The sequence below is a fragment of the Streptomyces klenkii genome, assembly GCF_003626645.1.
Lineage (GTDB): Bacteria > Actinomycetota > Actinomycetes > Streptomycetales > Streptomycetaceae > Streptomyces > Streptomyces klenkii.
Genome location: NZ_RBAM01000003.1, coordinates 394,548 through 414,225, shown reverse-complemented (window position 1 = coordinate 414,225; position 19,678 = coordinate 394,548). Strand labels below are relative to the sequence as shown.

The 19,678-nt window shown below is 72.2% G+C and carries 13 protein-coding genes and 1 pseudogene; 6 read left to right on the top strand and 8 right to left on the bottom strand.

The window, feature by feature from the left end; translation table 11 throughout:
* Positions 1–26: 26 nt before the first annotated feature.
* Positions 27–455, bottom strand: coding sequence for a DUF6153 family protein (locus tag D7231_RS08565; protein ID WP_277875562.1), 429 nt, complete (start codon positions 453–455; stop codon positions 27–29).
* Between the two features lie 120 nt (positions 456–575).
* On the opposite strand from D7231_RS08565, the gene gadC reads away from it, so the two are divergent.
* From gadC to D7231_RS08545, 4 genes are all read left to right on the top strand, one after another.
* The gene (gene gadC / locus D7231_RS08560; protein ID WP_120754337.1) at positions 576–2,039 is read left to right on the top strand and encodes a glutamate/gamma-aminobutyrate antiporter GadC; all 1,464 of its coding nucleotides are present in this window, start codon (positions 576–578) and stop codon (positions 2,037–2,039) included.
* Positions 2,040–2,187: 148 nt separating this feature from the next.
* Positions 2,188–3,030, top strand: coding sequence for an alpha/beta fold hydrolase (locus D7231_RS08555; RefSeq protein WP_120754608.1), 843 nt, complete (start codon positions 2,188–2,190; stop codon positions 3,028–3,030).
* Positions 3,031–3,236: 206 nt separating this feature from the next.
* Positions 3,237–4,598, top strand: coding sequence for a type I glutamate--ammonia ligase (glnA, locus tag D7231_RS08550; RefSeq protein WP_120754336.1), 1,362 nt, complete (start codon positions 3,237–3,239; stop codon positions 4,596–4,598).
* 53 nt (positions 4,599–4,651) lie between these two features.
* Positions 4,652–7,732, top strand: coding sequence for a bifunctional [glutamine synthetase] adenylyltransferase/[glutamine synthetase]-adenylyl-L-tyrosine phosphorylase (locus D7231_RS08545; RefSeq protein WP_120754335.1), 3,081 nt, complete (start codon positions 4,652–4,654; stop codon positions 7,730–7,732).
* A gap of 46 nt (positions 7,733–7,778) precedes the next feature.
* Here D7231_RS08545 and D7231_RS08540 read toward each other — a convergent pair whose 3' ends face one another.
* The 6 genes from D7231_RS08540 to D7231_RS08515 all read right to left on the bottom strand — a co-directional run bounded on the left by D7231_RS08540 (position 7,779) and on the right by D7231_RS08515 (position 14,599).
* Positions 7,779–8,627, bottom strand: coding sequence for a phosphatase PAP2 family protein (locus D7231_RS08540; protein ID WP_120754334.1), 849 nt, complete (start codon positions 8,625–8,627; stop codon positions 7,779–7,781).
* Between the two features lie 36 nt (positions 8,628–8,663).
* Positions 8,664–9,716 (bottom strand): LacI family DNA-binding transcriptional regulator, encoded by a 1,053-nt coding sequence (locus tag D7231_RS08535; RefSeq protein WP_277875561.1) that lies wholly within the window; start codon positions 9,714–9,716, stop codon positions 8,664–8,666.
* Positions 9,717–9,741: 25 nt separating this feature from the next.
* Positions 9,742–11,385: a glycoside hydrolase family 13 protein gene (locus D7231_RS08530; RefSeq protein WP_120754332.1), complete on the bottom strand. Its 1,644-nt coding sequence runs from the start codon at positions 11,383–11,385 to the stop codon at positions 9,742–9,744.
* 86 nt (positions 11,386–11,471) lie between these two features.
* Positions 11,472–12,353 carry a sugar ABC transporter permease gene (locus tag D7231_RS08525; RefSeq protein WP_120754331.1) on the bottom strand — a complete coding sequence of 294 codons (882 nt, stop codon included), beginning with the start codon at positions 12,351–12,353 and terminating at the stop codon, positions 11,472–11,474.
* Positions 12,350–13,291: a carbohydrate ABC transporter permease gene (locus D7231_RS08520; RefSeq protein WP_120754330.1), complete on the bottom strand. Its 942-nt coding sequence runs from the start codon at positions 13,289–13,291 to the stop codon at positions 12,350–12,352. Before D7231_RS08520 ends, D7231_RS08525 begins: the two co-directional genes overlap by 4 nt.
* Before the next feature lie 6 nt (positions 13,292–13,297).
* Positions 13,298–14,599: an extracellular solute-binding protein gene (locus tag D7231_RS08515; protein ID WP_120754329.1), complete on the bottom strand. Its 1,302-nt coding sequence runs from the start codon at positions 14,597–14,599 to the stop codon at positions 13,298–13,300.
* A 280-nt stretch (positions 14,600–14,879) separates the two neighbouring features.
* Between D7231_RS08515 and D7231_RS08510 the strand changes: the two are divergent.
* Together D7231_RS08510 and pulA are read left to right on the top strand one after the other, a co-directional pair.
* Positions 14,880–16,256: pseudogene (locus D7231_RS08510) on the top strand (alpha-amylase); the annotation flags it as partial.
* A gap of 43 nt (positions 16,257–16,299) precedes the next feature.
* Positions 16,300–18,873 (top strand): pullulanase-type alpha-1,6-glucosidase, encoded by a 2,574-nt coding sequence (gene pulA / locus D7231_RS08505; RefSeq protein WP_338419826.1) that lies wholly within the window; start codon positions 16,300–16,302, stop codon positions 18,871–18,873.
* A gap of 22 nt (positions 18,874–18,895) precedes the next feature.
* Here the strand turns inward: pulA and D7231_RS08500 are convergent, their stop codons facing one another.
* Entirely contained in the window at positions 18,896–19,597 is a 702-nt protein-coding gene (locus D7231_RS08500; protein ID WP_120754326.1) for a TetR/AcrR family transcriptional regulator, read from the bottom strand.
* Between the last annotated feature and the right edge of the window lie 81 nt (positions 19,598–19,678).

The following is a 19,678-nucleotide window of genomic DNA, read 5'->3' as shown; positions in this document are numbered from 1 at the left end:
GGGTGGGGACGCGCGGAAGCGCGCTCCTACACCCGCAGCACCGACAGCCGCGCGAGGGACTTGTGCCGCGGAGGCGGCGGGATCGGCCACAGCGGCCGCAGCAACCGCGCCCGGGCCGCGGCCAGGGCGGCGGCGGGGCGGCGCAGGGCCGCGGTGACGAGCAGCAGGACGAGCGCCAGCAAGGCGGCGCCGAGGACGGCCAGGCAGACGGACATGGGATCCATGCCGGGGGCGGTGAGGGGGTCGTCGGCGGTGGGTCCGGGGGTCGGAGGGGCGGAATGCGCCTGCGCGTGCATCCCGGCCGCCGCATGCGTACCGGCCTTGTGCCCCGTACCCGCATGTCCCGTCGGATGCCCCAGCGTGTGCATCGTGACGATGCCCAGCAGCAGGGCGGAGAGCAGCAACAGCCGGCCGCACCACGCGCCCGCCGTCCCCTGCTGTCCGTTGACGATCACCCTCGCACCCTACCCCTACGGGGTATGCCCGCTCCACGGCCCCGGAAATGGGATTATGGGGCGAAACGTTTGACGCTCCACGCACGCTCCACGCACGGCCTGAAGGACGCTCCCCCTCCCATGACCATCACGGACCAGGTGAGGGACGACCGTCCCGCCGCCGTCCCCGCACCACCGAAGACCCCGCAGCCCCAGCTCATCTCGTGGGTCACCCTCGCGATGATGACCACGGCCTCCGTGGCCAACCTGCGGCCCGCGCCCTCCATGGCGCTCTACGGACTGGCCGCCGTCTTCCTCTACCTCCTCCCGGCCGTGGTCTTCCTGCTGCCGACCGCCCTCGTCTCGGCCGAGCTGGCCTCCGGCTGGACCGGCGGCATCTACCGCTGGGTCAGCGAGGGGCTCTCCAAGCCGCTGGGCTTCCTGGCCGTGTGGTGCCAGTTCGCGATGACGATCGCCTACTACCCGAGCCTGCTGGCCTACGTGGCGAGCACCTTCGCCTACGTCATCGACCCGCGCCTCGCCGACAACGGCCTCTACGTCGCCGTCGTCATCATCGTCGTCTACTGGGCCGGCGTGCTGATCTCCTCCCGCGGCACGAAGGCCGTGGCCGGCCTGTCGAGCATCGGGCTCGTCGCCGGCACCCTGATCCCGGGCGTCGTCCTCGTCGTCCTCGGCCTGGTCTTCCTCGGCCAGGGCAACGCCTCCGCCGCGCCCATGGACAGCGGGCACCTCCTGCCGCCGTGGACCGGCCTCGCCAGCCTCGTGCTGATCGTCGGCAACTTCCTGTCGTACGCGGGCATGGAGATGAACGGCGTCCACGTCTCCTCGCTGCGCGAGCCCGGCAAGCAGTTCCCGCGCTCGGTGTTCGCGGCCACCGGCCTCGTCCTGCTGATCTTCATCCTGCCGGCGCTGGCCATCAGCTGGGTCATGCCGGGCGAGGACCTCAGCCTCACGGCCGGCGTGATGCAGGCCTTCCAGGGCTTCTTCGACCACTTCCACGTGGGCTGGCTGACCAAGGTCGTCGGCGTGCTGCTCGTCGCCGCCGCGCTCGGCGGCATGCTCGCGTGGCTGGCCGGACCCTCCAAGGGCCTGCTGATGGTCGCCCGGCAGGAGGGCTACCTGCCGCCCGCGCTCCAGAAGCTCAACAAGAACGGCGTCCAGCGCAACATCATGGTCGCCCAGGGCGCGCTGACCACCGTCATCGCGCTCCTCTACGCGTTCATCCCGGACGTCTCCAGCGCGTACTGGATCTTCTCCGTGATCACCACGCAGATCTACCTCGTCGTCTATCTGCTGATGTTCGCCGCCGCCGTCCGCCTGCGGCGCACTCAGCCGGACCGGCCGCGGGGCTTCCGGGTGCCCGCCCTGCACCTCGTCGCGGGCACCGGCTTCGCGGCCTCCCTCGCGGCCATGTGCATCGGCTTCGTCCCGCCCGAGCAGTTCGGCGGCGGCCCCCTCTGGCGCTACCTGCTCACGGTCGGCGGCGGGCTGTTCGTCCTCGGGTTCCTCACCCCGCTCGCCCTCCTGAAGTTCCGCAAGCCGCACTGGGTGGCGCCGGAGCACCGGGAGAGCCCCGTCCGTTAGCTTGTCGGAGAGCGACGAGGGGGAGCCCATGATCAGCGCGAACGGCGGCAGCGGCGTGAACGGCGGCGGTGGTGTCAACGGCGGCAGCGGCGTCAACGGCACGGTGCGGCCGCCGGCCGAGACCGGCACGCAGCGGCCCCCGGGGCGCATGCTCCGCGTCGGCGGAGTGCCGCTGCACGTGGTGCGCGAGGGCTCCGGGCCGGTGTGCGTGCTCAGCGCCGGGCTCGGCATGGGCTGGTTCGACTGGGAGCCCGTCGTGCCGCTGCTCACCCCGCACCGCACCGTCGTCCGCTTCGACCGGCCCGGCCTCGGCTTCAGCGCCCCGCCCCTCGAACCGCCCACCGCGGCGGGCGAGGCCGACCGGATAGCCGGCGTCCTCGACGCCCTCGGGCTGGGCGAACCCGCGACGGTCGTCGGCCACTCCCTGGCCGGCTTCCACGCCGAGGCGTTCGCCCGGCTGCACCCGCAGCGCACGGCCGGCATCGTCCTCGTCGACGGCAGCGTCGAGGAGGACCCGCGGCCCGCGCCCGCCCGCGAGCTGCGCACCAGCGCCGCCCACGCCCGCGGCCGCGTCCTCGCCGCGGCGGGCCTGCCGCGGGCGCTCGGCCCCGCCCTGCGCCGGCTCACCGTCCGCGCCTCCTCCGTCAGCCGCCAGGACCCGGCGCCCGCGGACCTCGTGCGGCGCACGTACGGCACGGGGCGGGTGGCGCGGGCCCTCCTCATGGAGAACGCCCGCTACCGCGACGTGGCCGCGGAGCTCGGCGCCCTGCGCGAGAGCCGGCCCATGCCGCCCGTGCCGGTGAGCGTCCTGGCGGCCTCCCCGGGCACGGGGTCCTGGCTGGAGCGGCGCTGGCTGGAACGCCAGCGGGCGCTCGCCGAGCGGCTCGACGGCCGCTTCGAGGCGGTGGCCCCGGCGGGCCACCTCCTGATGTACGACCGCCCGCAGGCGATCGCGGCGGCGGTCCTGGCGACGGGCCCCGCGGCCCGCTGAGGCACCCCTGCGGGAAGCCCCTGCCCCGCCGGTGCGGGCACCGCCCCCGAGCAGGCAGTATGGGGGGAGAGCCGTACACGCACGCGAAAGGGAACGTTCGGACCCACGTCTGCAACGCACCCGACATCATGTGGTGGGATGCTCTACGCCCCAGATGTGCCCCGAGTCTTGGGAAGGGGCGGCCTGACCAGCGAGGATGGGTAGCTATGGATAAGCAGCAGGAGTTCGTGCTCCGCACCCTGGAAGAGCGCGACATCCGCTTCGTGCGGCTGTGGTTCACCGACGTGCTCGGCTATCTGAAGTCCGTGGCCGTCGCCCCCGCCGAGCTGGAGCAGGCCTTCGACGAGGGCATCGGCTTCGACGGCTCCGCGATCGAGGGCTTCGCGCGGGTCTACGAGTCCGACATGATCGCCAAGCCGGACCCGGGCACGTTCCAGATCCTGCCCTGGCGCGCGGAGGCCCCCGGCACCGCCCGGATGTTCTGCGACATCCTCATGCCGGACGGCTCGCCCTCCTACGCCGACCCGCGCTACGTCCTCAAGCGCATCCTCGCCAAGACCTCCGACCTCGGCTTCACCTTCTACACCCACCCCGAGATCGAGTTCTTCCTGCTCAAGGACAAGCCGGTGGACGGCACCCGCCCGGTGCCCGCCGACTCCTCCGGCTACTTCGACCACACCCCGCAGAACGTGGGCATGGACTTCCGCCGCCAGGCCATCACCATGCTCGAATCCATGGGCATCTCGGTCGAGTTCAGCCACCACGAGGGCGCCCCCGGCCAGCAGGAGATCGACCTGCGCTACGCCGACGCGCTCTCCACCGCCGACAACATCATGACGTTCCGGCTCGTGATGAAGCAGGTCGCGCTGGAGCAGGGCGTGCAGGCCACGTTCATGCCCAAGCCGTTCTCCGAGTACCCCGGCTCGGGCATGCACACCCACCTCTCCCTCTTCGAGGGCGACCGCAACGCCTTCTACGAGTCCGGCGCCGAGTACCAGCTGTCCAAGGTCGGCCGGTCCTTCATCGCCGGCCTGCTCAAGCACGCCGCCGAGATCTCGGCCGTGACCAACCAGTGGGTCAACTCCTACAAGCGCATCTGGGGCGGCTCGGCCCGCAGCGCCGGGGCGGGCGGCGAGGCCCCCTCGTACATCTGCTGGGGCCACAACAACCGCTCCGCGCTCATCCGCGTGCCCATGTACAAGCCCGGCAAGACCGGCTCCGCCCGCGTCGAGGTCCGCTCCATCGACTCCGGCGCCAACCCCTACCTGACCTACGCGGTCCTGCTGGCCGCGGGCCTGAAGGGCATCGAAGAGGGCTACGAGCTCCCGGCCGGCGCCGACGACGACGTGTGGGCGCTGTCCGACGCCGAGCGCCGCGCCATGGGCATCGAGCCCCTGCCGCAGAACCTGGGCGAGGCCATCGCGCTGATGGAGCGCAGCGAGCTGGTGGCCGAGACCCTCGGCGAGCACGTCTTCGACTTCTTCCTGCGCAACAAGAAGCAGGAGTGGGAGGAGTACCGTTCGGAGGTCACCGCGTTCGAGCTCCGCAAGATGCTGCCCGTGCTCTAGCAGGTGCCTATCATGGCGGCGAGCCGGCCGGCAGCGCGGAGCGAGGGGTGCCGATGACACTGCCCGAGGGGCGTCGCAGCAGCTCGTACACCCGGCTGCTGAAGTACGGCTTCACCGATCCGGCCGCCGCAGAGCGGCGGCTGGAGGTCCCGGTGCTCGCGGCGAGACGCGGCGACCCCGTCCTGCTCGACGCCCTCGGCGCCACCGCGGACCCGGACCTGGCCCTGCACGGCCTGGTCCGGCTCGCCGAGGCGCTGGACGCCCGGCCCGGCGGCGACCGGCAGGCCCTGCTGGACACGCTCGTGACGGCCAAGCCGCTGCGCGACCGGCTGCTCGGCGTGCTCGGCGCCTCCGAGGCCCTCGGCGACCACCTGGCCCGCCACCCCGGCGACTGGCACGCCCTCGTCACGTACGAGGCGGCCGATCTCAACCCGGGCGTCCCGGAGTTCGAGAAGGCGCTGGCCGACGGCGCGCGCGCCGGACGCGAGGCCGGCCTGGGCGCCGCCGACGCCCTGCGCGCCGCCTACCGCCGCTGCCTGCTGACCATCGCCGCGCGCGACGTGTGCGGCACCACGGACGTCGCCCAGACCGCCGCCGAGCTCGCCGACCTGGCCACGGTCACCCTGCGCGCCGCCCTCGCCATCGCCGCCGACGAGCAGCCCGCGGACGCCGCGGCCTGCCGGCTCGCCGTCATCGGCATGGGCAAGTGCGGCGGCCAGGAGCTCAATTACGTCTCCGACGTCGACGTCGTCTTCGTGGCCGAGGCGAAGGAAGGGACCGCCGAGGGCCCCGCCCTCCAGGCCGCCACCCGCCTCGCCTCCCGGATGATGCGCGTCTGCTCCGACGTCACCCCCGAGGGCACCATCTGGCCCGTGGACGCCAACCTGCGGCCCGAGGGCCGCAACGGCCCCCTCGTGCGCACCCTCTCCAGCCACCTCGCCTACTACCAGCGCTGGGCCAAGACCTGGGAGTTCCAGGCCCTCCTCAAGGCCCGCCCGGTCGCCGGCGACCTCGGCCTCGGCCGGGCCTACGCCGACGCCGTCGCCCCGCTGGTGTGGCAGGCCGCCGAGCGCGAGAACTTCGTGCCCGACGTGCAGCAGATGCGCCGCCGCGTCATCGCCTCCATCCCCGCCGGCCAGGTCGACCGCGAGCTCAAGCTCGGCCCGGGCGGGCTGCGCGACGTCGAGTTCGCCGTCCAGCTGCTCCAGCTCGTCCACGGCCGCGGCGACGCCACGCTGCGCGCCTCCGGCACCCTCGACGCCCTGACCGCGCTCGCCGCGGGCGGCTACGTGGGCCGCTCCGACGCCGCCGCCCTCGACGCCGCCTACCGCTTCCTGCGCACCATGGAGCACCACATCCAGCTCCACCGCCTGCGCCGCACGCACCTGATGCCGGAGGCCGAGGCCGACCAGCGCCGCCTCGGCCGCTCCCTGGCCCGCGTCCTGCAATGGCCGCCGGGCACGGAGCCCGTCGACGGGCTCGGCCGCGAGTGGAAGCGGCACGCGCGCGAAGTGCGCCGGCTGCACGAGAAGCTCTTCTACCGGCCGCTGCTGGACGCCGTCGCCCAGCTGGAGCCCGGCGAGATCCGGCTCAGCGCCAAGGAGGCCGGAAACCGCCTCCAGGCCCTGGGCTACGCCGACCCCGCCGCCGCCCTGCGCCACCTGGAGGCGCTCGCCTCGGGCGTGACCCGCAAGGCCGCCATCCAGCGCACCCTGCTGCCCGTCCTGCTCGGCTGGTTCGCCGACTCCGCCGACCCCGACGCCGGCCTGCTCAACTTCCACAAGGTCTCCGACGCCCTCGGCCGCACCCCCTGGTACCTGCGCCTGCTGCGCGACGAGGGCGCCGCCGCCGAGAACCTCGCCCGCGTCCTGTCCGCCGGCCGCCTCGCCCCCGACCTGCTGCTGCGCGCCCCCGAGGCCGTCGCCCTGCTCGGCGACCCCGAGGGCCTGCGCCCGCGCGGCCTGGAGGCCCTCGAACAGGAGACCCTGGCCGCCGTCAACCGCTCCGAGGGCGCCGAGGCCGCGATCGTCGCCGTCCGCGGCGTCCGCCGCCGCGAGCTGTTCCGCACCGCCGCCGCCGACATCATCGGGGCGTACGGCCGCAACGGCTCCTTCGGCCGCAACGGCTCGCACGGCCCGGGAGAGTCCAACGGCGAGCGCGACCCGCACGTCCGCGTCGACACCGTCGGCGACGCCGTATCCGAGGTCAACGCCGCGGCCGTCGCGGGCGCCCTGCGCGCCGCCGTGCGCGCCGAGTGGGGCGACACCCTGCCCACGCGCTTCGCCGTCATCGGCATGGGCCGCTTCGGCGGCCACGAGCAGGGCTACGGCTCCGACGCCGACGTGCTGTTCGTGCACGAGCCGCGCGAGGGCGTCCCCGACGAGGAGGCCGCCAAGGCCGCCTCCGCCGTCGCCGGGGAGATGCGCAGGCTCCTCCAACTTCCCACGACCGACCCGCCCCTGCACATCGACGCCGACCTGCGGCCCGAAGGCAAGTCCGGGCCCATGGTGCGCAGCCTCGCCTCGTACGCCGCCTACTACCGGCGCTGGTCGCTGGTGTGGGAGAGCCAGGCGCTGCTGCGCGCCCGCCCGGTCGCGGGCGACGCCGAGCTGGGGAGGCGGTTCATCGACCTCATCGACCCGCTGCGGTATCCCATGGAGGGCCTCGGCGAGGACGCGGTGCGCGAGATCCGGCGGCTCAAGGCCCGCATGGAGGGCGAGCGGCTGCCGCGCGGCGCGGACCCGACGACCCACACCAAGCTCGGGCGCGGCGGCCTGTCGGACGTGGAGTGGACCGTCCAGCTGCTCCAGCTGCGGCACGCCTGGGCGGAGCCCGGGCTGCGCACGACCCGCACCCGCGAGGCCCTCGCGGCCGCCCGCGCCGCCGGGCTGCTGAGCACGGAGGCCGCGGCCATACTGGACGACGCGTGGGTTCTCGCGACGAGCGTGCGCAACGCGGTCATGCTCGTCCGCGGCCGGTCCGGCGACACCTTCCCCACGGAGCCGCGGGAACTCGGGGCGGTGGGCCGCTATCTCGGCTACGAGCCGGGCCACGTGGGGGACATGCTCGACGACTACCGGCGGACGACGCGGCGCGCCCGCGCGGTGGTGGACGAGCTGTTCTACGGGGCGTGACGCGGGGCGCGATGCGGAGCGGGACGCAGGGCGTGAGCCGCGGTCCCTACGCCACGTGCCGTTCCAGCCGCCCCGGCGTCGCCCTGAACCACAGGAACGAGACCGCGAAGCCGAACGACAGGCACAGCAGGCCGCCCACGGCGTCCAGCCAGAAGTGGTTCGCCGTCGCCACGATGACCACCAGCGTCGCCAGCGGATACAGCAGGCCCAGCACCTTGGCCCACACCGGCCGCGCCACCATCGCGATGATGACGCCGCACCAGGTCGACCACCCGATGTGCATGGACGGCATCGCCGCGTACTGATTCGACATGTCGGCGAGGTTGCCGGAGGCCATCGAGCCCCACGTGTGGTGCACGACGACGGTGTCGACGAAGTGCTCGCCGGACATCAGGCGCGGCGGAGCGAGGGGGAAGAGGTAATAGCCGAGCAGGGCGACGCCCGTGGTGGCGAAGAGGGCCAGCCGGCCGGCGGCATAACGCCCCGGATGCCAGCGGTAGAGCCACACCAGCACCCCGATCGTCAGGACGAAGTGCAAGGTGGCGTAGTAGTAGTTCATCCCCACGATCAGCCACGTCACCGAATTCACGGCGTGGTTGATGCTGCTCTCCACGGCGATGTGGAGCGTGTGCTCGGCCCGCCATATCCAGTCGGCGTTGCGGAGCGCGGCCGCGCGCTGCTCGGGCACGGCATTGCGCACCAGGGAATACACCCAGTAACTCACCGCGATCAGCAGCACCTCGAACCACAGCCGGGGCCTGCGCGGAGAGCGGAGCCCTCGCAGGCCCGCCTTCCGTGCTGCGGCACCCTCGGCCGGCGGCCGGTCCGCTCGCTCCTCGCTGGGTGGCGGGGCGGCCGTCCGGCCTTCCAGTGTCCTTGCCGTCGCTTCACCCATAGGGAAACAGTCTGCCAGAAACCGGCCTGCCGCAGATCATCCCCAAGTCTGGTCTTCGTCCGCTTTCGGCCGGGTACCCGGCACCGATGCAGTTGAACCGCGGACCACCAGCTCGGGGAGGAACACGAACTCGCTGTGGGGCGCCGGAGTCCCGCCGATCTCCTCCAGCAGCGCCCGCACCGCCGCCTGCCCCATCGACTGCACCGGCTGCCGGATCGTGGTCAGCGGCGGGTCCGTGAAGGCGATGAGCGGCGAGTCGTCGAAGCCGACGACCGAGACGTCCCGCGGCACTTCCAGACCCTGCTGACGGGCTGCCCGGACGACGCCCAGCGCCATCATGTCGCTCGCGCACACCACGGCCGTGCAGCCCCGCTCGATGAGCGCCGTGGCCGCGGCCTGCCCGCCCTCCAGCGAGAACAGCGAGTGCTGCACCAACTGCCCGGCCTCGGCCTCCGCCAGGCCCAGCTCCTCGCGCATGCTGCGCAGGAACCCCTCGATCTTCCGCTGCACCGGAACGTAGCGGCGCGGACCCAGCGCGAGACCGATCCTGCGGTGCCCCAGTGCGGCCAAATGGGTGACGGCCAGCCTGACCGCCGCCCGGTCGTCCGGCGAGACGAAAGGAGCCCGTACTTTCGGCGAAAAACCGTTGATCAGCACGAACGGAACGCCCTGCGCGCGCAGCCGCTCGTAGCGCTCCATGTCCGCCGAGGTGTCGGCGTGCAGCCCGGAGACGAAAATGATGCCGGAGACCCCGCGGTCCACGAGCATCTCCGTCAGCTCGTCCTCCGTAGAGCCACCGGGCGTCTGCGTGGCCAGCACCGGGGTGTAGCCCTGGCGCGTCAGGGCCTGGCCTATCACCTGGGCGAAGGCCGGGAATATCGGGTTGTCCAGCCCGGGCGTGATGAGCCCCACCAGGCCCGCGCTGCGCTGCCGCAGCCGCACGGGGCGCTCGTAGCCCAGGACGTCGAGCGCGGCCAGCACGGACTCGCGGGTGGAGGCGGCGACCCCCGGCTTCCCGTTGAGTACCCGGCTGACGGTTGCTTCGCTGACACCCGCTTGGGCTGCGATATCGGCCAGCCGTGCGGTCACAGGACTGGACCTTACCGGTCGCATTTCAGACTGCCCACCAAACACAGGAATCGACGGGGATACGGACCGTACCACCGGTGAATTCCAGGGCGGACGTGGCCAGCACCGGACGGCCCGGCACCGGCATCCCCACCTCCTCGCCCCGCGTGTTCAGCGTGCACACCAGGCCCGGCCGGGAGAACGCGAGCACCCCCTCGGGCGCCTCCAGCCACGTCATCTCCCCGTCGCCCAGGCCCGGCAGCTCGTGCCGCAGCGCGAGCGCCGAGCGGTAGAGCTCCAGCGTCGAGCGCGGGTCCCCCGACTGCGCCGCCACCGACAGCTCCGCCCACCCCTCCGGCTGCGGCAGCCAGCTGCCGCCCGGCCCGAAGCCGTACGGGGCCTCCTCGCCCGACCACGGGATCGGCACCCGGCAGCCGTCGCGCGTGCCGTCCTGCCCGTCGCCGCGGAAGAACGCCGGGTCCTGGCGCACCTCGTCCGGCAGGTCCACGACCTCCGGCAGGCCCAGCTCCTCGCCCTGGTAGACGTACGCCGAACCCGGCAGGGCCAGCATCAGCAGCGCCGCCGCCCGGGCCCGCGCCAGCCCCCGCTCGCCGCCGCCGTAGCGCGTGGTGTGCCGCACCACGTCGTGGTTGGACAGCACCCACGTCGTCGGCGCGCCCACCGACCGCGTCGCGGCCAGCGACTCGTCGATGACCGTCCGCATCGCGGCCGCGCCCCAGTCGCACGTCAGGAACTGGAAGTTGAACGCCTGGTGCAGCTCGTCCGGCCGCACGTACAGCGCGAGCCGCTCCGAGGTCGGCGCCCACGCCTCCGCCACGCCGACCCGCTCGCCGGGGTAGGAGTCCAGCAGCCGGCGCCAGGCGCGGTGGATCTCGTGCACCCCGTCCTGGTCGAAGAACGGCAGCACCTGCGCCCCGATGAGCTTCGCCTGCTCGCTCAGCCCGATGTCGGGCAGGCCCGCCGCCTTGACCATGCCGTGCGCGACATCGATGCGGAACCCGTCCACGCCCAGGTCCAGCCAGAACCGCAGCACCGACTCGAACTCCTCGCGCACCTCCTGGTTCTCCCAGTTGAGGTCCGGCTGCTCCGGCGCGAACAGGTGCAGGTACCACTCGCCGGGCGTGCCGTCCGCGCGCGCCGTCCGCGTCCACGCCGGGCCGCCGAAGACGGACTCCCAGTCGTTCGGCGGCAGTTCCCCGGCCGCGCCGCGGCCCGGCCGGAAGTGGTAGCGCTCCCGCTCCGGGCCGCCCTCTCTGCCGGCGAGGGCCGCCCGGAACCAGGCGTGCTGGTCGGAGGTGTGGTTCGGCACGATGTCGACGATCACCCGCAGGCCCAGCCGGTGCGCCTCCCGCACCAGGTCGTCCGCGTCCGACAGGTCCCCGAACAGCGGGTCCACGGCCCGGTAGTCCGCCACGTCGTAGCCGCCGTCCGCCTGCGGCGAGGCGAAGAACGGCGTGAGCCACACCGCGTCCACGCCCAGCTCCGCCAGGTACGGCAGGCGCTCGCGGATCCCCCGCAGGTCGCCGATGCCGTCACCGTCGCTGTCCGCGAACGAGCGCACGTACACCTGGTAGATGACGGCGCTGCGCCACCATCCCCCGGTCCCGGATACGGGCTCGGAGGGGGAAGCGGCGGCCGGGCGGACGGAGGGCGCGAGGTCCTGGGTCATGTACGTCCTGTTCGATAGCGGGTGACGGAGTCGGAAGCGGTGGTGCGCAAGCGGTCAACACGGTCAACGACGGCGGGCGGACAAGGTCAGCCCTTGGTGCCGCCCGCGGTCAGACCGGCCACCAGGTGCCGCTGGGCGAGGAAGAACACCGCGGCCGCGGGAACGGTGATCAGCACGGCGGCGGCCGTCATCAGACCCCACTCCGCCTTCTGCTGGCCGACGAACGTCTGGAGGCCCACGGCGAGGGTGTAGTGCTCCTCGGAGCTCATGAACTGGCTGGCGAAGGCGACCTCGCCCCACGCGGTGATGAACGAGTAGAAGCCGGTCACCGCCAGGCCCGGCCGGGCGAGCGGCACCACGAGCCGCCAGAACGTGCCGAAGGGGCTCAGCCCGTCCACCCGGCCCGCCTCGTCGATCTCGGCGGGGATGGTGTCGAAGTACCCCTTGAGCATCCAGGCGCAGAACGGGACGGAGACCGAGCAGTACGTCACGATCAGCCCGGCGTAGGAGTCCAGGAGTTCCAGTTCACCGAGGATGTTGTACAGCGGCACGATGAGCACCGCCATCGGGAACATCTGCACGACGAGGAAGGTCCACATCAGCGGCCGGTGGCCGGGAAAGCGCATCCGCGAGACGGCGTAGCCGGCCGTCGCCGCGATGAGCACGCCGAGCACGGTCGCGCCCAGCGCCACGATCACCGAATTGCCGAACCAGGTCAGGAACTTCGTCTCGCCCAGGATGTGGGTGTAGTTCGAGACGTCCAGGCCGGTCCACCGCGTGGGCTCCTGCCAGCCGTCCCGGCCGCGCAGCGACACGTAGACGATGAACAGGACGGGGAAGACGGACACCGCGCTCGCGGCGACCAGCGCCGTGTGCAGCGCGGCCGACGCCGTGCGCGAACGCTGCCCGCGCGAACGCTGCCCGCGCGGGCGCTGCCCGCGGGGTCGTACGGTCCGGGCTGCGCTCATCGCACGGCCTCCTGTCGGGAGAGCATCCGGCGGTAGAAGACGGCGAAGACCAGCAGCAGCGAGAGGATGAGGATGCCGTACGTGGCCGAGCCCGCGTAGTCACGGATCCCCTGGAACGCCAGCCGGTAGGCGTACGTCACCAGGATCTCGCTCTCCGAGCCCGCGCCCTGCCCGATCAGCAGGTAGATCACCTGGAACATGTTGAACGTCCAGATCACGCCGAGCAGGATCACCGTCCCGCTCACCGAGCGCAGGCCCGGCAGCGTCACGTGCACGAAGCGCTGCCAGGGCGTCGCGCCGTCCATCTCCGCGGCCTCGTGCAGCTCCCGCGGGATCGACTGGAGCCCGCCGAGGATTGCCACCATCATGAACGGCACGCCCAGCCACACGTTGACCGCGACCGCCGACACCTTTTGCAGCGTCGCGTCGCCCAGCCAGTCCACGGAGCCCACGCCGAGCTTGGTGAGGAGGGCGTTGAGCACGCCGTACTTCTCGTTGAACATCAGCCGCCACGAGAAGGTGGCGACGAAGGCCGGCACCGCCCACGGCAGGATCAGCAGCACCCGGTACAGCGCCCGGAAGCGCATCGGCCGGTTGAGCAGGAGGGCGAGCCCGAGACCGATCGTGTAGTGCAGGAACACGCACGACGCGGTCCACACGACCGTCCAGCCGAGGCGCGAGTAGAAGTGCCCCTCCTGCCCGGACAGCACCTTCCAGTAGTTGTCCAGGCCGACGGACTTGTACGTCGCCTCGATGTGGTTGACACCGATCGTGCGCGCGACGTTCGCCTCGTTGGCGTCGGTGAAGGACAGGTAGATGCCCTTGCCCAGCGGATACCCCACGAGGACCGCCAGGACGATGACGACGGGCAGCACCATCGCCCACGCGTACCAGTGGGTGCTGAAGGAGCGCCTGACCGTGGTGACGACTGTGGCCATCAGGCCCTACTCCTCGATGCCGTAGTCCTTGAGGAGCGCGGACTGCCAGGCCTTCGCCGTGGCGTCCAGCCCGTCCTTCGGCTCCTCCTTGAGCGTGAGGATCTGCGTGTAGTGCTTGAGCCAGTCGGTGAACAGGTCGCCGCCCTGCGGGATCGCGGGCCGCGCGTGGGCCTTCGACAGCGCCTGGTAGTACGCGCTGCGCACCGGGTCGGCCAGCACCTTCTCGGTGTAGGCGGACTTGCGCGTCGGCAGCACGCCCACGCTCGTCGAGGCCTGCTCCTGCTGCGCGGCTTCCGTCATGAAGCGCGTGAAGAGGTAGGAGGCGTCGAAGTTCTTCGAGCCCGCGTAGACCACCAGGTTGTGGCCGCCGACCGGCGCGCCCGCGGTGCCCGTGGAACCGGCCGGAATGGCCGCGATGCCCAGGTTGTCCTTGGACTTGTACGCGTCGCCGCCGAAGATCTCCTTCGTGGCCCAGGGGCCGTCGATGAGCATCGACAGCTTGCCGTTCTTGAAGTCCGTCTTGAGGGCGTTGTAGCCGTCGGTGCCGGCCGGCTTGGGCGCGGCGCCGGACTTCACCAGGTCGACGGCCGTCTCGATGCCCTTGCGGGACGCGGCCGAGGAGATGGTGATCTTCTTCTTGGCGACGTCGACCATGTCGCTGTTCTCGCCGTAGAGGAAGGGCAGCGAGTAGTAGCTGTCCGGGCTCAGGCCGATGCCCTCGGCGCCCGTCTTGTCCTTGATCTTCGCGGCGGCGTCCTTGACCTCCTGCCAGGTGGCCGGAGGCCCCGCGATGCCGGCCTTGGCGAACAGCTCCTTGTTGTAGAGCAGTCCGAGGGTGTCGGTGACCTGCGGGACGCCGTACGTCTTGCCCTGGTAGGCCGCGTTCTTCAGCGGGCCCTCCAGGAAGTCCTCGGGCTTGTCGAGGGCCGCGGTGCCGGTGAGGTCCTTGAGGTAGCCGAGCTGCGCGAAGCCGGGCGTCCAGCCGACGTCGGAACGGAGCACGTCCGGGGCGCCCTTGCCGGTGGCGGCGGCGGTCTTGAACTTCTGCTGGGCCTGGTCGAAGGGCACGTTGACGTACTCGACCTTGATCTTCGGGTACTTCTGCTCGAAGGCCGAGACCAGCTTCTTGAACGCAGGCGCCTCGTTGGTGGCGTCCGAGGTGTCCCACCAGGTGACCGTGCCGCTGACACTGCCCGGGTCGCTCGCCGCCTTGGAGCCGTCGTTCCCGCTCCCGCCGTCACCGCCGCACGCGGTCGCGGTGAGCGCGAGCACACCGACGACGGCAGCGACCGATATGCCTCTTCGCATATGGATCTCCTCATGAAGGAGGCCGACCGTCGCGGGCGGCCCCGAGCTGTGGAGGAAGGTAACAGGCTGCAATCTCTTGCGAAAGGGCTTGCAAGCATGAAACGGCGAGATTTCTCGGTGGTAACCGTCTCGTGTCCAGGGGGTTGACCGGCTCTTACGGGCCTCGTACGGTCTCGGGGCGGCAGGTTCCGGTTGGCTTGCGAACGGCTTGCGCAAGAACCTTCATTGCTGCATCACGCTCCATGCATCCCCCCACCTCCCCCACTTCCAGGAGCCCGGCATGCCTGCGACAGTCCGAAGAGCCCTCTCCGCGGCGTTCGCCCTGGCGGCCGCCGTGACCGTCTGCGCCCCGCGGGCGGAGGCCGCCGCGCCCGGCGGGAAGGACGTCACCGCCGTCCTCTTCGAGTGGAAGTACGACGCGGTCGCGAAGGAGTGCAAGGACGTTCTCGGGCCCTCGGGTTACGGCTACGTCCAGGTCTCCCCGCCGCAGGAGCACGTGCGGGGCCCGCAGTGGTGGACCTCGTACCAGCCGGTCGGCTACGCGATAGCGGGCAGGCTGGGGGACCGGACCTCCTTCGCGAACATGGTGAATTCCTGCCACGGCGCGGGCGTCAAGGTCGTCGTCGACGCCGTCATCAACCACATGGCCGCCGGCTCCGGCACCGGAACCGGCGGCTCCGCGTATACGAAGTACGACTACCCCGGCACGTACCAGCGCCAGGACATGGACGACTGCACCACCGTCGTCAGCGACTACCGCGACCGCCGCAACGTCCAGGACTGCGAACTCGTGGGCCTCGCCGACCTCGACACGGGCGAGGAACACGTCCGCGGGCGCATCGCCCAGTACCTGAACGACCTGCTGTCGCTCGGCGCCGACGGCTTCCGCATCGACGCCGCGAAGCACATCCCGGCGGCGGACCTCGCGGCGATCAAGGCGAGGTTGAGCCGGAGCGGCGTGTACTGGAAGCAGGAGACCATCTACGGCGCGGGCGAGGCCGTCCAGCCCGAGGAGTACCTCGGCACCGGCGACGCCCAGGAGTTCCGCTACGCGCGCGACCTCAAGCGGGTGTTCCAGCGCGAGCGGCTCGCCTACCTCAAGAACTACGGCGAGGGCTGGGGCTACCTGCCGGGCGGCCAGGCGTCCGTGTTCGTCGACAACCACGACACGGAGCGGGGCGGCGACACCCTCACCTACAAGGACGGCGCGGACTACACCCTCGCCAACGTCTTCATGCTCGCCTGGCCCTACGGCTCACCCGACGTCCACTCCGGCTACGAGTTCACCGACCGCGACGCCGGGCCGCCCAACGGGGGCGCGGTGGCGGCGTGCTGGCAGGACGGCTGGAAGTGCCAGCACAAGTGGCCCGAGATCCGCAGCATGGTCGCCTTCCGCAATGCGGTGCGGGGCGAGGCGGTCGGCCACTGGTGGGACAACGGCTACCAGGCGATCGCTTTCGGCCGGGGCGACAAGGGTTATGTCGTCGTCAACCACGAGGCGTCCGCCTTGACCCGCACGTTCGAGACGTCCCTGCCGGGCGGCGACTACTGCGACGTGCAGAGCGGACGACGGGTGACGGTGGGTTCCGACGGCCGCTTCACGGCAACGGTGGCACCGAACACGGCACTGGCACTACACGAGGGTGCGCGCACGTGCGGTTAGCCCGGCCTCATTGACCTCAGCCAAGGAGCAGCCTTCCGTGAAACGCCTAGCCACGCTCGCGGCAGCCATAGGCCTCGCCCTCCCGCTGGCCGGGACCGGCGTCGCCCACGCCGAATCCCCGCCCCCCACCGGGGCAAAGGCCCAGTGGATCGACCGCACCACCGTCGCCTGGCCGAAGGGCCTGGGCGACCCTACCTCCCCCCACCGCCTCCTCCACGACGGCGGCAGTTTCACCCTCACCGCCCGGCCCGGCGGCCTCACGGCCGCCCAACGCACGAAGTTCCCCCACCTCGCCGGATACGACGCCTACAGCGTCAAGGAGACCCCGGATCAGGAGCGGGCCGCGCTCAGGGGCGCCCTCACGGCCGTCGCCGGCGACGTCACCACCGGCGTCCAGACACCCGGCGTCCTCGATGACCTGTACGCGGCCGTGGCCACCAAGGCCACCCTCGGCCCGTCGTTCCGCAACGGCCGCCCCACCCTCTCCGTCTGGGCCCCCACGGCCCGGAACGTGGCCCTCGAACTCGACGGCCGCACCCTCCCCATGCACCGCGACGCCGGCAGCGGTGTCTGGAGCGCGTCCGGCAGCCGCGACTGGGCCGGCAAGCCCTACCGCTACGCCGTCACCGTGCACGCCCCGGCCGCCGGCAAGGTGGTCACCAACCTCGTCACGGACCCGTACTCCACGGCCCTGACCGCCGACTCCGCCCGCAGTCTCGTCACCGACCTCGCCGACCCGGCCCTGGCCCCGCCGGGCTGGCGCGGCCTGCGCAAGCCGAAGGCCGTACCGCTGCGCGACGCGCAGATCCAGGAACTGCACATACGCGACTTCGATCAAAGAGCCGGCTACCTCGCCTTCACCGACCGCACGTCCCCCGGCATGCGCCACCTGTCGGCCCTCGCCGCCGCCGGCACCTCCTACGTCCACCTCCTCCCCGCCTTCGACTTCGCGACCGTCCCCGAGCGCCGCGCCGACCAGGCGACCCCGCCCTGCGACCTCGCCGCCCTCCCCGCGGACTCGGACCGCCAGCAGGAGTGCGTCCGCGGCACCGCCGCGCGCGACGCGTACAACTGGGGCTACGACCCGCTGCACTACACCGTCCCCGAGGGCTCGTACGCCTCCGACCCGGACGGCCCCGCCCGCACCCGCGAATTCCGGGGGATGGTCCAGGGCCTGGCGGGCGCCGGCCTGCGCACCGTCATGGACGTCGTCTACAACCACACCGCCGCGGCCGGGCAGGACGACAAGTCCGTCCTCGACCGGATCGTGCCCGGCTACTATCAGCGCCTCATGGACGACGGCGGCGTCGCCACGTCGACCTGCTGCGCGGGCACCGCGCCCGAGCACGCCATGATGGGCAAGCTCGTCGTGGACTCCGTGGTCACCTGGGCGAAGGAGTACAAGGTCGACGGCTTCCGCTTCGACCTCATGGGCCACCACCCCAAGGCCAACATCCTGGCCGTGCGCAAGGCCCTCGACGCGCTCACCCCGGGCAAGGACGGCGTCGACGGCAAGTCCGTCATCCTCTACGGCGAGGGCTGGAACTTCGGCGAGGCCGCGAACGACGCCCGCTTCGTCCAGGCCACGCAGAAGAACATGGCCGGCACCGGCATCGCCACCTTCTCCGACCGCGCCCGCGACGCCGTCCGCGGCGGCGGCCCCTTCGACGCCGACCCGCGCATGCAGGGCTTCGCCTCCGGGCTCTTCAACGACCCCAACGCCGCCCCGCAGGGCACCCCGGCCGAGCAGCGCGCCCGGCTCCTGCACGACCAGGACCTCCTCAAGGTCGGCCTGACGGGCAACCTCGCCGGCTACCGCTTCACCGACTCCGCGGGCCGCGGCGTCCGCGGCGCCGACGTCGACTACAACGGCTCGCCCGCCGGCTACGCCGCCGCCCCCGGCGACGCCCTCGCCTACGCCGACGCCCACGACAACGAGACCCTCTACGACGCCCTCGCCTTCAAGCTCCCGCAGTCCACACGGCCCGCCGACCGGGCCCGCGCACAGGTCCTCGCCATGGCCACGGCCGCCCTGTCGCAAGGCCCGGCGCTCTCCCAGGCCGGCACGGACCGGCTGCGCTCGAAGTCGCTGGACCGCAACTCGTACGACAGCGGCGACTGGTTCAACGCGATCCACTGGGACTGCGCCGACGGCAACGGCTTCGGCCGCGGCCTGCCCCCGGCCCGCGACAACGAGACCAAGTGGCCCTACGCCCGGCCCCTGCTGGCGGACCCGGCCCTGAAGGCCGGCTGCGGGCCCGTCGAGGCGGCCTCCGCCGCCTACCGCGACCTGCTGCGCATCCGTACGACGGAGAAGGCGTTCGGCCTCGCGACCACCGAGGCCGTCCAGGCGGCGCTGTCGTTCCCGCTGTCCGGCCCGGACGAGACGCCCGGCGTCGTCACCATGCGCCTCGGTGACCTGGTCGTCGTCTTCAACGCGACTCCGCAGTCGCAGGACCAGCGCGTCGCGGCGCTCTCGGGCACGTCCTACGCCCTGCACCCGGTGCAGGCGTCCGGCGCGGACCCCGCCGTCAAGGCCGCGGCCTATGCGCCCGCGACGGGCACGTTCACCGTCCCCGCCCGCACCGTCGCCGTCTTCAAGGCCGGCTAGGGCGTCCGGAACCGCCGGTGCGTCAGCGGGCCGGCTGAGGGGCCGCCGCGCCGAGACGGTCGACGAGGTCCGCGAAGGGCCCGTCGGCCGGCTCGTCCTCCAGGATGCGGTGCAGCACGGCCGCCATGTCGTCGTCGCTCGCCGCGCCCACGGCGGCGAGCGCCGCGAAGGCGTGGACCAGCTGCACCTCCAGGTCGCCGCGGGGGACGCGGCGGCCGTCGAGCCAGAGCAGGGCCGTCGTCTCCGTGAGGGAGATCCAGGAGCGGAGGGCGAGCTCCAGGCGCGGGCCGGGGGAGGGGATGCCCAGGTGGGCGAGCATCTCGTCGTACGCGGCCCGCCGCACTCTGTTGATCATGGCGCACGTGCGGCCGGAACCCGCCACGGGGCCGCCGCGCATGAGGGCGGAGAAGCCCGTGCCGTGCACTTCCACGAAGTCGAAGAAGCGATTCATCACGCGCAGCAGCCGGGCGCCGAGGGGGCCCTCGCGGGGCTCGTCGAAGAGGGCCGCGAGCTCCTCCGCGGCGCGGCTGAGAGCAGCCTCGTAGAGGCTCTGCTTGCCGGGGAAGTAGTGATAGACGAGCGGCCGGGAGATCCCGGCCGCCGCTGCTATCTCGTCGATGGAGACGTCGTCCGGGGCCCGCCGGCCGAAGAGTTCGAGCGCGACCGAGATCAGCTGCTCACGGCGCTGCTCGACACCCATCCTGCGACGTATCCCGGTCTTCATGGCGGTCATCTTAGGGCAGACCGGAAACCGCCATCCCGCCTTGGTTTCCGGCCTGCTGACTGTATTTCAGCTCTTGGAGCG